Origin of the sequence: Psychrobacter piscatorii, assembly GCF_043641605.1 — a bacterium.
GTDB classification, from domain to species: Bacteria; Pseudomonadota; Gammaproteobacteria; order Pseudomonadales; family Moraxellaceae; genus Psychrobacter; species Psychrobacter piscatorii_C.
Genome location: NZ_JBHZRK010000002.1, coordinates 24763 through 39898 on the forward strand (window position 1 = coordinate 24763; position 15136 = coordinate 39898).

Annotated in this window: 11 protein-coding genes; 7 read left to right on the plus strand and 4 right to left on the minus strand. The window is 43.1% G+C overall.

From position 1 onward, the window contains the following. Positions 1-141: 141 nt before the first annotated feature. From ACHUET_RS02525 to ACHUET_RS02555, 7 genes are all read left to right on the plus strand, one after another. Entirely contained in the window at positions 142-432 is a 291-nt protein-coding gene (locus ACHUET_RS02525) for a putative quinol monooxygenase (protein WP_394210386.1), read from the plus strand. 450 nt (positions 433-882) lie between these two features. Next, the gene (locus tag ACHUET_RS02530) at positions 883-1440 is read left to right on the plus strand and encodes a carboxymuconolactone decarboxylase family protein (protein ID WP_394210388.1); all 558 of its coding nucleotides are present in this window, start codon (positions 883-885) and stop codon (positions 1438-1440) included. A 107-nt stretch (positions 1441-1547) separates the two neighbouring features. Continuing rightward, entirely contained in the window at positions 1548-2201 is a 654-nt protein-coding gene (locus ACHUET_RS02535; protein WP_394210390.1) for a DsbA family oxidoreductase, read from the plus strand. A gap of 70 nt (positions 2202-2271) precedes the next feature. Further along, positions 2272-3159, plus strand: a complete 888-nt coding sequence (gene yghU, locus ACHUET_RS02540) for a glutathione-dependent disulfide-bond oxidoreductase (protein ID WP_394210392.1) — start codon at positions 2272-2274, stop codon at positions 3157-3159. 185 nt (positions 3160-3344) lie between these two features. Beyond that, complete coding sequence (locus ACHUET_RS02545) at positions 3345-3887, plus strand: redoxin domain-containing protein (protein ID WP_394210393.1); 543 nt, start codon at positions 3345-3347, stop codon at positions 3885-3887. 208 nt (positions 3888-4095) lie between these two features. Further along, a complete protein-coding gene (locus ACHUET_RS02550; protein ID WP_394210394.1) occupies positions 4096-5046 on the plus strand; it encodes an acyltransferase in 951 nt (316 codons plus the stop codon). A 129-nt stretch (positions 5047-5175) separates the two neighbouring features. Further along, on the plus strand, positions 5176-5931 hold the full coding sequence (locus tag ACHUET_RS02555) for a hypothetical protein (RefSeq protein WP_394210396.1): 756 nt from the start codon (positions 5176-5178) through the stop codon (positions 5929-5931). A gap of 114 nt (positions 5932-6045) precedes the next feature. Here the strand turns inward: ACHUET_RS02555 and ACHUET_RS02560 are convergent, their stop codons facing one another. The 4 genes from ACHUET_RS02560 to ACHUET_RS02575 form a co-directional block, all read right to left on the minus strand. Then, the gene (locus tag ACHUET_RS02560) at positions 6046-7215 is read right to left on the minus strand and encodes an HlyD family efflux transporter periplasmic adaptor subunit (protein ID WP_394210398.1); all 1170 of its coding nucleotides are present in this window, start codon (positions 7213-7215) and stop codon (positions 6046-6048) included. A 2-nt stretch (positions 7216-7217) separates the two neighbouring features. Further along, a complete protein-coding gene (locus ACHUET_RS02565; RefSeq protein WP_394210400.1) occupies positions 7218-9542 on the minus strand; it encodes a type I secretion system permease/ATPase in 2325 nt (774 codons plus the stop codon). 74 nt (positions 9543-9616) lie between these two features. Then, positions 9617-11161 (minus strand): TolC family protein, encoded by a 1545-nt coding sequence (locus tag ACHUET_RS02570; RefSeq protein WP_394210402.1) that lies wholly within the window; start codon positions 11159-11161, stop codon positions 9617-9619. A 654-nt stretch (positions 11162-11815) separates the two neighbouring features. Beyond that, on the minus strand, positions 11816-15136 hold a 3321-nt coding region (locus ACHUET_RS02575), incomplete at its 5' end, for a beta strand repeat-containing protein (protein WP_394210404.1).

The following is a 15136-nucleotide window of genomic DNA, read 5'->3' on the forward strand; positions in this document are numbered from 1 at the left end:
TTGTCTGACAAATACTATAACTATAAATGAACGGTCGTTCAAGTAATAACTTATCTAATGGTGTCCATTGATATGGTGGATCGCATACCCATACAGGCTACTCTATTCATCCTACTAACTAACGATGACAAGGGATTAAACATGTCTACATTAACGATTATTGCCAATATCATTGCCAAAGATGACAGCATTGCCCTAGTCAAGGCTGAGCTCGAAAAACTCATACCACCTACGCGTGATGAAGAAGGTTGTCTTGGGTATAACCTGTTCCAAGATAACGAAAACCCTGCTCACTTCATGTTTCATGAAAGCTGGGCCACGCGCGAGCTGTGGCAAATACATATGGAAAACCAACACTTAAAAGATTTTTCAGCTGCAACAGAAGGCGCTATTGAGTCCTTCATATTAAATGAGATGACAGAGATTGCTTAATTTCTATAATCACTCAATGAAAATTAGATCATAGGAATATTCATATTAAAAAGAGCGCTACTGTGCTCTTTTTTTTGGCGAGTGGCTTTTGGTTGATAAGATCGCATCGTAATCATTTAACTTGCTTCATTAGCTTGACGACATTCGTTACCACATCTCCGCTTACAAAGTGCGACTTTCTCAAACCACTGATACTATTACTATAAACCGCGCAGAAGATAGAAAAATATAACTTCACCATTACAATTTAATTGAACGATTACTCAAATAATTATTGAGCGACTGCTCAATATCATTTATAGTGGTTTTATTGACTCGGTTACAAAGCAATATGTCTGATTTTGAGTGAACACTCAAATTTAATCATTAGATCTAAATCAGCAGATACGCTTAACCAGCATAAAAATCTAAAGCACACCAAATTTCAAATATACTATTAGGAATAATATTATGACCGATTTTACTTTACACGATAAACAAAGCGCCCCACAAGAAAGCCAAGCATTGCTTGATGTCTCTATCAATGCTTTTGGTATGGTGCCAAACCTACATGCTGTGATGGCTGAAGCGCCAGGCCTGCTAGAAGGTTATCAACGTCTGCATGAGTTGTTTTTAAACAGCAGTTTCGATGATGAAGAGACCACTGTGGTATGGCAAACGATTAACGTCGAACACGCCTGCCATTACTGTGTGCCTGCGCATACGGGTATTGCCAAGAGCATGAAAGTAGATGACGCCATCACTGATGCATTACGTGATGAGACGCCACTACCAACCGCCCGCCTAGAAGCGCTACGTGATTTCACGCTTTCTGTCGTACGTAATCGTGGTAATGTTGATGATAAAGAAGTTCAAGCATTTTTGGACGCAGGCTATACCAAACGACAGATCTTAGAAGTCATTCTTGGTGCGACTCAAAAAGTCATGAGCAACTACACCAACCACTTGGCTAATACTCCAGTCGACAAACCATTCCAGAAATTCGAATGGCATAAAGCGGACTCGTAAGTCTTGCAGCAAGCGCTGACACCGTCCATTTGATGTTTTCATACTGTTGTTCGAAACATCGTCGGGCAGCAGTTTTTCATATTGATTGATAGCTAATGAGGGATCCTATGGAACAGGTCAAAAAACCATTACGAATAGATATCGTGTCAGACGTTGTGTGCCCTTGGTGCGCGATCGGCTACAGTCAACTAGCGGAGGCATTAAAGCAAACCAACACGCCGCATGAGATTCATTGGCATCCATTTGAGCTGAATCCTAACACGCCAGCTGAAGGACGCAACTATCGTGAGCATATTATGGAGAAGTACGGTACAACTGCTGAGGACGTTAAAGAGAGCAGAGCTAGAATGACAGCGGCGGGTGCAGAAGTTGGTTTTAACTTTCAGTTTACTGATGAGTTTCGTACTTATAATACGTTTAATACTCATCAGTTGCTGCATTGGGCAGATCAGCAAGGGCATATGCACGATTTAAAGCAAGCGTTGTTTGTCGCGCACTTCGTTGATAATAAAAACGTGGCTGATAGTACCGTACTGGCAGATATCGCCGCCAGTATTGGACTCGATCGTAGTGAAGCTCTCGCAGTCATCGAAGACCAGCGCTTCGCTGATGTGGTACGTGAGTCCATACAGCATTCAAAACAGCAGGGCATTCAAAGCGTGCCTTCAGTCATCTTTAACGGTCGCCATTTGGTAAGCGGTGCTCAAGGCGTCGAGAACTATAAAAATATTATCGAGCAATTGACTGAGATGTCAGAATAAAAACCATAAACCGGATTCAATTTATCAATCGCACCCTACTGAGCACAGTCTATAAAAAGGTATCATCATTATGTCAAACTCTAATCATTACGAGCCACCTAGCGTCTGGACATGGGATGCAGAAAGCGGCGGTAAGTGGGCAAGCGTCAACCGCCCTATCGCAGGCGCCACGCACAAAGCAGCTCTACCTCGCGGCAAACATCCGTTGCAAATCTACTCAATGGGTACCCCTAACGGTCAAAAAGTCACCATTATGGTCGAAGAGTTATTGGCGTTGGGTGTAACAGAAGCTGAGTACGACGCGCATCTTATTCAAATTGGTGAAGGCGGACAGTTCTCATCAGGTTTTGTTGAAATTAACCCCAACTCAAAGATCCCAGTGCTGTTTGATACAGAGACTGGTAGCCGTGTATTTGAAAGTGGTGCTATCTTATTTTATCTCGCTGAAAAATTTGGAAAACTGCTCCCCAAAGATGCCGCAGCACGCACTGAAGTGATGAACTGGCTCTTCTGGCTGCAAGGCTCTGCCCCTTACTTAGGTGGCGGCTTTGGACATTTTTACTCTTATGCACCAGAGAAGTTTGAGTATCCTATCAATCGATTCACAATGGAAGTAAAGCGTCAGTTAGATGTACTGGATCGAGAGCTGGCAGAACATCGCTATTTGGGCGGCGATGAGTATACGATTGCCGATATCGCCACGTGGCCTTGGTACGGCAATTTGATACTTGGCGAGGCTTACGGTGCAGGAGAGTTCCTACAAGTTGAAAGCTATAAAAACGTACGCCGCTGGGCAAAAGAGATTTTAGAGCGCCCTGCTGTACAACGTGGTCGCAAGGTAAACCGCACTTGGGGCGAACCCTCTGAGCAATTACACGAACGTCATGATGCGTCAGATTTTGAGCTAAAAACTCAAGACAAACTAAATGCTCAGACCGCTGAAAAATCAAACAAATAGACGCTTTATCTTTATTTACTCGCTTACTCAAACAGTTTCGTTGGACAGTTTTCAAGGTAGTGTTAACTTTTTCCATTGCTACTTTGGACTACTGTAAACACCCCATACTTTTACAATTAAGGCTGCTAAAGTAAGATTGTTCAATACATACTAATCATAAAATACCATTAAAAAGGATAAGAACTATGTCAAATAATTACGCTCAAAAAATCAAAGCTGGTGCTACTTTTCCTAAAATGGAAGTACAGGTACTAGGTGGTGAGATGACGGAACTTGGCAAACCTGAGAACGGTCATGACTGGAAACTGGTGGTTGTCTATCGCGGCAAGCACTGCCCAATCTGCACAAAATATCTAAATACGTTAGAAACTGTGAAAAAGTCTTTTTATGACAATGGTGTCGATGTCATTGCCGTGTCTGGCGACAGTAAAGAGCAGCTAGAAGATCATTTAGAAGAATTAGATATCAGCTTCCCTATTGCCTATGGTCTGACTATCGAGCAGATGAATACGCTAGGGCTTTATATCTCTGATCCACGTTCAGCGAAAGAAACGGATCATCCATTTGCAGAGCCTGCTGTATTTGTCATAAACGGTGAAGGAAAGATACAAATCGTTGATCTCTCAAATGCACCATTCTCTAGACCAGACCTTGAAGCATTGGCAGATGGCTTGGTGTTTGTTAGAAAACCAGAGAACAACTATCCAATCCGTGGTATGCATGTCTAAACAGCCCTACTTTTTATGGGCGATAGTTTTGGAAAAAGCGTATTAAGGTCATGCCTTGGTACGCTTTTTTATGGCAAAAATAATACTTTTCACTAAAGGTGCTGTGTATTATTTGTTGTTAACACTCATACACTGAGATTTATTTCTGCTAAAATCATCCAGTAATATTATCAATACCTCATTACTGGTATGAGAAAAAGGACTTACTATGCGATTGAAATCAATCGTTCAAAAACTACATGAACGCGCCCCAAAACTGGGCAAAGCCGCATCACTCACCACAGCCACGGGTGTGATTACCTTTAATAGTATCTTGGCAGGACCTCCTGTATGGATAATGGGCGCTGCCAAAGCCTTCACGGGTGCTGCTATCGCTGACAAAGCCGTTATCGATGTCACCAACTACTGGATCAACAGTAATAATGCCATCATCGACAATATCCTGCCACGTAAAGACTGGCGTATCAGCTTGCCTGAAGATGTACACACAGACGGTCAATACCTGTTGATGAGCAACCACCAATCGTGGGTCGATACCAGCATCATGCAATATATCAGTGAAAAGCGCCTACCATTGACGCGCTTTTTTACCAAGTTTGAGCTCATCTATATTCCGGTTATTGGGCAGGCTTTTTACTTTCTCGACTTCCCTATGATGCGACGACATTCTAAAGAAGCCATTGCCAAAAACCCTGCTTTAAAGGGCAAAGACATCGAAGAGGCCAAACGAGCCTGTGCGCTACTCAAAGACAAGCCTTTCACTTTGCTAAATTATTTGGAAGGAACGCGCTTCACCCCTAGCAAACGTGACAAACAAAACTCACCCTATAAGCACTTGCTTAAGCCTCGTGCTGGCGGATTATCACTTGCTTTGAGTGCCCTAGGCCCAGAGATCGACGGTATCTTGGACATGACGATTGTCTACCCTGATGGTATACCCACTTATAGTGACCTGTGGAAAGGCAACATCAAACGTCTAGGCGTCGATGTGCGTCATATCGAGATACCTGAAGACTTATTTACGGCAATTAAAAATGGCGGTTATGAAACAGATGACGCAGTAAAAGCACAGATGTTTGACTGGGTTGAGCAAGTATGGCACAAAAAAGACCAGCTAATCACAGACATGCTTGCTGAATTTGAGACCAAAAACGCCTAGTATAAAAGTGTTCGGTTCAAAATACTTAGTCCAGAAGCTTTCAATTGACTCCCTGTATCAATAACGCTTATTATTTAATAATCTCGAGGTGTTCAGCACGTACCAATATGAGAAAGGTAAAGCCATCTAATGATGAAATTTCGTGAAAAATGGTTTTGGGCGTTATGCCTTGCAATACTGGTACATGCTGGGGTTTTCTTTATTTTGTATTTCAATGCAAAATTCTCTGACACGCCAGAAATGGCTGACAATAGCACCAATACAGAGCTGCCAGCCACTGTCAGTACGATAACCTCACCGCCTAATGATAAGGTCTATACCACTACTATCACAAGCACTAAAACGTTGGATAATAAGAATGATAGTATCGATAACGTCAATACTGCTAGTACCGCTGTTACTACTGAAAAAAATAAGACAGTGAATACAACCACCAACAATGATACGCCAATCGTCAGCTTAGAAAACACCAAAAAAGCAGCCTCGCAAACCTCTAACGCTATCGATGGCAATACCGAAAAAACAATACCCACCTCCAAAGCCACCACAGCACAAATCAGAAACTACTCACAAGAAAACAAGCCTCCAAGGCTTCAAACAGACGATTCTTCTCAACCAATTATCACGAGTGCTGATACTAATCTAGAGAACCTCAAAAACAATGCAGGTCTCCTAGAGATGGACATGCCTACACAAAAAAGCATGGTCACAGTAGATAAAGATTACCTCTCAGCAAAATCTGAAGTAGAGGAAATCAACGACCAACTAAGCGCTGCTATTAACGAAGTTAAAAAACGTAATCAACAGAAAATTGATGACCAGCATCGGCTGAGAAATGAGGTGAACACCGAAGGTAATCGAAACCTTCTTGAAAACTCTAACTAAGATTAAAAGGTTTATGAGAAATAGCACAATAAAGCCAAATACCTTTATACATAAAAACCCCAGCAATTAACTGGGGTTTTTCAATCTCTTCAATAAATAGCCAATATTAAACTGTTAGCGCTCACCCAGACCTTCTGATAAGGTTTTGGTAATTGGCTTGGTGAGATAAGATAATACGGTGCGCTCCATCGCTTTAATATCGACAGACGCTGTCATACCGGGCTTGATAACAATCTCATCACCACGGCCTTTAAATTCAGCACCATTAATGACAACTAGCACGCGATAGTAAGGCTCTTCTCCCTTAGGTGTCTGTTCCATCAAGGTATCTGGACTGATATAGTTAACGGTGCCTTTCATCGCTCCAAAGATAGAGTAATCATAAGCGTCGAGCTTAACTGTTGCCTCTTGACCTTCTTTAACATAGGCAATATCAGCAGGACTGATCTTAGCATCGATGACTAAGTCACTACTCGTCGGCAAGATCTGCATGATAATCTCCCCTGGTTTGACTACACCGCCAATAGTGGTCACGTTAATATTTTTGACTTTACCGTCTGTTGGAGCCATCAAACGCTTCTCCTCTAGCACTTGCGCCCGATCTCGTAACTGCTCAAGTTCTGTATCCAGCTCTTCTTGAGCTTTCGTCATTTCCGCCTGTGCTTCTTCAAAGTACTTATTGCGCTTGTTGTTGATTTGCGCTTCGATATCAGCGACCTGCCGACTCAGCTTGATAACATCGGCCTGACTAACATCGCCATATTCGAGTAATGGCTCATTCATGCGTAGCTCTTGACGAGCTAATACCAGCATTTTTTCAAGAGAAGAGACTTCTTCATTGATAGCTTGACGACGTCTGTTGTATAGCTCTCTTTGGTTTTGTACATATTCAGGATATTGTTGCACCCCTTCAGGAAATACTAATGGCTTCTCAAAAATCTCAGCATTTAACCTCGCCAGCTTAGCAGTCAAAGCAGCTGTTTTTGACGCGGAATTGTCCAAGGCTGCCTTAGCGCGCTCTTCTTCCAAAACGACCAATAACTGGCCTGCCTTAACATCTTCACCCTCTGTGACAGCTAACTCAGTTAGCACGCCACCTTCTGATGCTTGAATCTCCTGCGTTCGTGCGCTTGCAATCACGGTTGCGGTGGCACGGGTAACCTGATCAATCTTGGCAAATGATGCCCAGACAATCAAAGTGACAATTCCGATTAATGCTATCCAAATACTCAATCTTGAACGATTAACCTTGGGCTTGGTGGGTGTGTACTTATACTCTGACATGCCTACTTCCCTTGATCGTCTGTTGAATGTTTAGCACTGATGGGTTTGACGCCGATGTTTCTTACTCTAGAGGTAGCAGGCTTATTTTCGTCAGCACCTTCTTTTGATGGTTGATTGGTTTTGTGAACGATTCTATCTTTTTGCTTTACGGTAGTTTTATTTTTTGCTTGATCGTTTTTTCTAAGCTCATCAAGTACAGCTTGTTTTGGACCATCGATAATAATACGCTGGTTATCCATAATGATCAGCCGATCTACCAAGTCTAGCAATGCTGTTTTATGGGTCGAAACAATGAATGTCTGCCCTTTCGTCAACTCCTGACGTAGCACTTGTAGGCAGCGCTGCTCTTGTCGGTTGTCCATGGAAGCTGTCGGCTCATCTAGCAAAAACACATCCGGCTTAGTTAGCAGCAAACGTGTAAATGCGACCAGTTGCTTTTGGCCACCTGATAGCCCTTTACCGCCTTCACTAATCGGCAAATCCAAACCACTTGAATGACTCGATACCAAGTTGATGAGCCCTGTCCTATTTAATGTGTCTTGTAAAATATCGTCATTAGGTGCTGCCATACCAATTAGCAGGTTTTCGCGTAGCGTACCCTGAAACAGTCGATGGTCTTGTTGCAAATATCCCAAACGTTCACTAAGTGTCTCGCGACTGATTTGATGAATATCAAGACCGTCTAGTAGCACGCGCCCTTGGGTCGGCGCGTACAGTCCTGCGAGTACTTTAAGCAAGGTAGATTTACCTGAACCGATAGGTCCAAGTATCGCGATACGTTCTCCTGGCTTGATAGAGAGCTGCGGAATGCTAATGGCTGGACGGTCGTTGTCTTTATAGTTGAATGCCAAATCATCACACTGATAAGCGCCTTTGATGTGTGTGGGTGACAGTGGATATGCAACGCCTTGATTGTCCTGCTCTAAGGCAAATAGACTCTCAATATTCAACTTGGCAGCTTTGGCATGAGCATACTGCACCAGTAGGTTAGGTATCGACATAACAGGGGCTAGCACTCTACCACCTAGGATCGAACAAGCAATCAATCCACCCATCGTCATGTCGCCTTGCGTTACTACAAACGAGCCCACAATCACGATACCCACATAGCTGACTTGCTGCAGCATCTGCGTGAAGTACGTTAAATTGTCGTTGGCATGCTTCATGTCCAAATCATTTTTGATAGTAACGTTCATCACATCAAGCCAACGCGAGAGAAACTTCCAGCTGCCCGCCCCCGCCTTTATTGTCTCGACGCCTTCCACAGCTTCAACTAACAGTCCTGTTTTGTAGTAAGAGGCAGTCGCACCTTCTGATGCTATGGCATCAATGCGTTTGCGCGCAACCAACCCCATCGTAATCGCAATGACTGCGGCCACCACTGGCACAACAGCCACTAGCGGCGATCCGATAAAGGCGATCAAACTGATAAAGATAATGGTCATCGGCAAGTCGACCAAACCAAACAGCGTGCTTGCTGTAAAAAAGCTGCGTACTTGCTCATAGCCACGTAGCTGTGCTGCCATAGAGCCAACCGACCCTGGCATCTGGTCGATACGTACTTTTAATAATCGTTGGAATACTTCTCTAGATAAGTACTGATCAAGACCGACCACCACTTTGTCCATGATTCTCGATCGTGAGAATTTCATGAAAGCTTCAAAGACAATCACCAAGAACACACCGCTCGCCAAAATAATGAGGGTGTATTCGCTACGAGTCGGTATGACCCGATCATACACCTGCATCGAAAATAGAGAGACGGCTAATGCCAGCATATTAATCAGAAAGGTTGCAATAACAGCTTCAGCTAAAATGCCTTTATAGTTGCCTAAATCAGACTTTAGTAAGTCAGAAAATGACGCTTTGCGCTGCTTAACATGATCGTCTTTTAAGCGAATCCGTAATACCAAGGCTATCTCATCGACACGGGTATGTACCTGTTTGTCCGCTTGTCTAAAGTTCCAGCTTTTTTGTGGTGTTTGACCATCGATGACGCCCCACCCCAAATCTGATCGATATGTTAATAGAGGCAAAAAGGCCGCGTCAGGCTGCTCTAATATCTCAGGGGTGTCAGTAATACCAATCCCTTGTAACACAGCAATGACACCGCCCAGCTCATGAATGCTTTGACCTTGTCTGTCCGATTGCTCACTATGGCGCTTAACGACATCATGCAGACGGATATTGTCTACTGGATAGCCTTGCTGACCAAGTAAGTGCTTGATAGCCTCGGTCAGCGTTTCAGTCAGATCAACGTGCTCTGTGTGCTGCAACTCATGATGGTCGACAGACTGAGACGGTGTCTTTTGTAGTTGTGCACTCATATTAATCACTTATTCAATATTTTAAATAGTTACGTATACAAGATACTTTAGGCGCTTTTATATGACTGTCTTATTTAATTATTTTTCATACTCTCTTGCTCAGATATCGGCGTAATGCTGTAATCATCATTTAGCATGAGATACTCACCATTGTTCAAACTTTGCTCTGCCGTCGCGGGCAGCTGAATATCGATATAGTCATCTTCTGCGGTGTTTGCTCCATAACCAAACTCGTTACTCATGTTGCTGCTGTCATCTTGTTTATTCAGCCACTGTTTGACCGAATTTGTGGGGCTAAACAACGTTACAGGCTGGCGATTATGAGAGAACTGCTGCCATTGCATAAGGCCAAAATCCACTTGTAATCGATAAAATGCGCCCAGCATTTCTGCCCGAGTTTGCACCAGCTGCACTTGATAATCGTTATGTTCACGAACCGCATTGAGAACTTCTAGCCATGACTTACGCCCAGCAATAAACTGTCGACGATACGAGCTGACCACTAGCTGTGCACCGGCGACGGCAGCGACCAATGACGTCTCTCTATCTTTTGCACTAACAAACTGCTGGTACTGTACTTGAATGTTCTCTATCACATTACGGCGGGCTGCTTCTTGATTCTGTATCAGGCTGCTGACCTGTGCTTGTGAGGCACGTGCTAATGCAAAATTGGAAAACCCAGCACCAGGTGCATAACTCAACCCTAATGAAAACTGGCCATCGTTTTCGTTATTTTCATGATAGTAAGCATGTTCGTACTGGGCATAAACGGTGGGATATTGAGCAGCTTTTTGCGATTCGACACCTTGCTTGGCAGATTCAATCTGGAAATGCTCTTTTACAACGGTAGGGTTATAAAAACCTGCGCGATCAAACGCCATTTTCTCAAAATCAACAGATTGCTGCTTGGCTTGATTTACCAGTACTTTGATATTCGGTATGCTCATAACACTCATTTGAGACAACGGCTGACCGATAATTTGCTCAAGCCGAGCGGTGGCAATGCGTTGCTGCTCAGCGGCAGCTTGATAAGCTGTCTGCTCTTGTAAGATGCGGTTGGTCACAAGATCAAGCTCAATTCTAGCCGATACCCCTTGACCGACACGGCGCTGCATCATAGCTTCAAAATCACCTAGCTCCTTTAGATTATCAACATGGACAGCTTGTTTTGCGACAGCTTGAATGTAGCTCTGCCAAGCATCAATGGTCGTTTTGGCGACTAGATTTTGTTGCTCGTAGATATATTCCACAGCAGCTTTATCATCGAATATGGCTTGATTGACATCTGCTGTGAGCTTGCCACCCGTCCATAGTGGCTGACGAAGGGTGACTTGTGAGACAAAATCATTGTCTCTGTCGTAACCTGAGCTCACGCTTGGTGTTGGCAACAAATTTAACTTCGCCGCAGTAATACCTTCAATAGTTGCTTGTTGGCTCGCCCGAGCCGACCCTACCAGCGGATGAGTTTGAATCGCTTGTGCGACCAGACTATTGATTTGAAAGTCCTCTACTGCTGCTTGGGCAGTCATGGTAAAACACATGCTCGTTACCAATACCGTCATAAGGTGATGCATCGCATGACGGCTGGTTAATTGTTTTCTATTTGGCGATTTTTTCATATTAGTTTTCAATAAACGCTCTTATTGATATGCTCTTGAATAAGTATATAACATCTATGCACTAAACATTACTAGACCTTAGTCTATAAGGCAACAATTTATATGCGATATCGAATGAGAATTTCTGAGTATTTCATGCATGCGTAAAGCTAAGTCATATATGCTTTTTTTTACTAAAATTTGCCTTCTCCGTTGAGTTCACTTTGCTCACTTGAAATAAGTACCCCCTATTCTAAGTTTACAATCATAAAGTCAATATTTCATAATAAAAATACACCCAAAATGCCGTCTCTAGATTCCTCCTTTATTTATCAATGTTTGTTGATAATAAACAATCCCTGATAAATCACGCTCTACATCATCGATTGGCTCTCTAAGCGAATGCTGATGAACAAAAAATCCGTACAAAATCATTCGTGGCACTTTGTTAGAAATTGCCATTTCTGACAGGAAACAATCATTCATCAGTCAAATAGCTTTCTATTCATCCACATTTCAATTATGCCATACGGTCTTTTACTTTCTCATTTAAAAATAAAGCCGTTATATTTATTGTCTAACACGCTTCATTATTTCAAAAATATCCATAAAAACGTCGTAAAAAACGCCTCCATTTTGGAAGCGTTCTGTGCGTTAAAATAAGATCAGCCAGTCTTAGATAATATTGACGATATCAGTATCAATATGAACCTGTGTATCATTAGATGACTGCCATACGTTATACATCTCACCTTCTGAGGTAGTCTGTCCAATATTGATCCAACTATCACCTTCTAGATTAACTGTATCATCGTTATCACCATTGACATAGATAGTGGCTTCAACATCTTCAGTTGCTATATTTAAAGTATTTGCGCCATTACCACCAATATCAATGATATCAGGCTGCATTATGTCAGAGAGGCTAATGATTTGACCTGAACCCTCAAAGCTTAAAGTGTCAACTCCTTCGCTCGAAGTGGTTAGTAGCGTATCAGGTAATTCAATAGAAGCTGTGTCATCAGCAAGTGTGAAGCTATTAGCACTCATACGTGCAGCGGCTGGCGCTTGCCCATCACTATTAATAGTGATACTGAGCGTAGCCGTATCGGTATTATCATTACCATCATTGACGGTGTATTCAAACTCATCTGTTTGTCCAATACCATCGATATTTTCGAATGATGTATAAGTATAATTACCATTAGAATCAATGACCAATGTACCGTAATCACCTGCAATACTTATAGAACCGTCAATAAAATCACCGTTAACAGTCGTCACTGTTAACGATTGTCCAACACCGTCATCATTATCAATAACATTACCAATGATAGACTCTCCAGCCACAGTATAACTTGTCAAAATACTAGATTCTGTTTGGACGTTTATTCGCGTGAGCGCTCCAAGATCTAATAAATTTCCTTGATTACCAACAACGACATAATACGTAGCACCGCCATCAAAAGGCTCAAGTTGTAGATCATTAACCGACGACCAACTCCCTAGCAGAGTACCAACAATAGGTATAGTAATACCCGGTGTAAACTCTAACCAGTTTGTTTGTACGTCAACCAATGTAGCTGTGGCATCATTCTGCTCCTGCTTATAAATAAGAAGATCAAGGTTCTTGTCATTCCCGAGGTTTACTCCCGCAAGCTCGTTCCCGTCACCAGACACAGTAATCTGCTGTGTAGTTCCGGCCGCAACGGCAACTGTGAAGGCCGTACTATCAGCAAGAAGATCAACCTGAACCGTATCACCGATTAGACCAAGGCTAATTAAGCCACCAACATTACCACTAGGACCGCCTTGAGACTCTGTTACGGTAGCTGTCACTGTAAGATCAATAGAGCCCTGATCATCAATGGCGGTTGGTGGGATCGTGTCAACAGTAATAGTAGCAGTCGCGGCGGTGCCCGTATTTCCAGCAGGGTCTGTTGCGGTAGCACTCAATTGCTCAGCGCCCTCACCCATTGCCCTTACTTCTGCCTCATCGACATTGATACTCCAGTCACCAGCTGCGTTGACAATAGCCGTACCTAAGATATTATTTGAGCCGTCAGTCAACGTAATTGTGTCGCCTGAAACCCCCGTACCTGTTACAGCAAAACTTGCTGCGGCTTCGGTACCATTAACGATATTGTCGCCAGCAATAGGCTCATTAATCGTTGGAGCATCTGGTGGCGTCGTATCAACGACTGCGTCAAGACTAATCACCAACTCTGCTGTATCACTAATGACTCCATCAGAAACTGTATAAGTGAATGTCTCTGATTGACCATTTGACGCAAAATCACCATTCGCCGTATATGTATAATCACCGGTTTCATCAATAACCAAGACACCATACTGACCTTGTATCGTGAACACCGTGATACCGTTGACGACCTCGGTGGTAGGTTGTGACTGAGTATCATTGCTATCAATATCAGTTAGTACTGTATCCACCGTTACCGTATCTTCACCCAACTCACCTGAGTTCGATGCATCGGGATCAATCACATTACCAGTAATGATAGTATCATCAGCATAGTCGAACTCTGTCACTGTGGCGGTAATATCTGTGGTTTCGAGTAGGGTTAGGGTATTGTTAAGAAGCACAGCAGTAATGTCATCAAGTAATGGGTCTAAAACACCTAATCCTAATACATTATCTTCCAGTATATCTACTACAGCATCGAGACCTAAACCTTCATCCCCAGCTGCAGTTAATGCAATATTGAGAAGACCATTAACAGTGCCTCCTAAAACTGGACCTAATGCATTATTGATTGTGGTAAAAACAACTTCTTGATTATCAGGACCCAGTACAACTCCTGCTTCACCTAATTCTGCTAAGGTAAGACCATTGACTAAAGCTCCTAAAGCACTTTCATCATTTCTCACCACAATAGTATAGTTATCTGGTTCTAAACCAGAAACTGTCGCAGTCAATGTATCATTGCCAGTTAATCCCAATAACTCGATTCCAATAACATTACCTACCAATGGCTCACTACCAGTAGTGCCAACGTAAACAAGCTCATTGTTGCTATTATAAACCTCTATATTAATTGCATCCGCTACTGTCACTAATGCCGTCTGACTAACTTCGATACTGACTATACCATTTGTACCTGCACTCACAGTAAAGCCAAGACTGCTATCGGCACCACCAGTACCTTCAGCAACCCCCAGAACATCTAAGTCAGATTCACTGATCGGATCATAGTACGTAACTTGCAACGCTCCTAAATCAAGATCATCCAGATCATCACGGGCAGTAAAGGTCGTGTTAAGATCAAATTCGACAGCAGCACTCGGAGCACTGACATTTTCGTTTGCATCTGTCACCGTAGCAACCACCGTATAGGTACCATTATCACTGATACCGTCAACGCCATTTGGAATCGTGATTTCAGCGATACCATCTCCATCATTGACATCAAGGTCAGCTGCGGTCACTTCATATTCCACGGTAATAGGGTTACCAGCATCAGGAGTCACTGTTAAGGTGACCGTGTCACCTGCAACGGTACCAGTTGGTAGGTTTACTTGAGTTTGAATACCATCTGCAAACTCTTCTGCATTGACACCATCAAGTGCTTCAGGAATTAATACCGCAGGCGCCGTAGTATCACCAACTGTAGCACTGTCGGTACCTGTCGAACCAGTGTTACCCGCCTGATCAGTCACATTTGCGGTAACTGTTAGTACTGCCCCTTGTGATGGAACTGCAACCGCAAAGTTATACCCGTTGTCTAGCATATCTTGAGTAATCAAAGTCGCCATACCATCGACCGTTACAGTATCGCCAACCTCAGCGTTATCTGGTAAAACCACAGTAACTTCAACCAACCCATCGTCGTTTAAATCAAAGCCGTTAACTAAGTCATCACCATTACCAATGATCACAGTTGGTTGACCTGGCGCTGTGGTATCAACGGTAAAGTCAACAGCCGCACTAGGCGCACTCACGTTACCAGCCGCATCGGTTACGGTGGCAATCACACT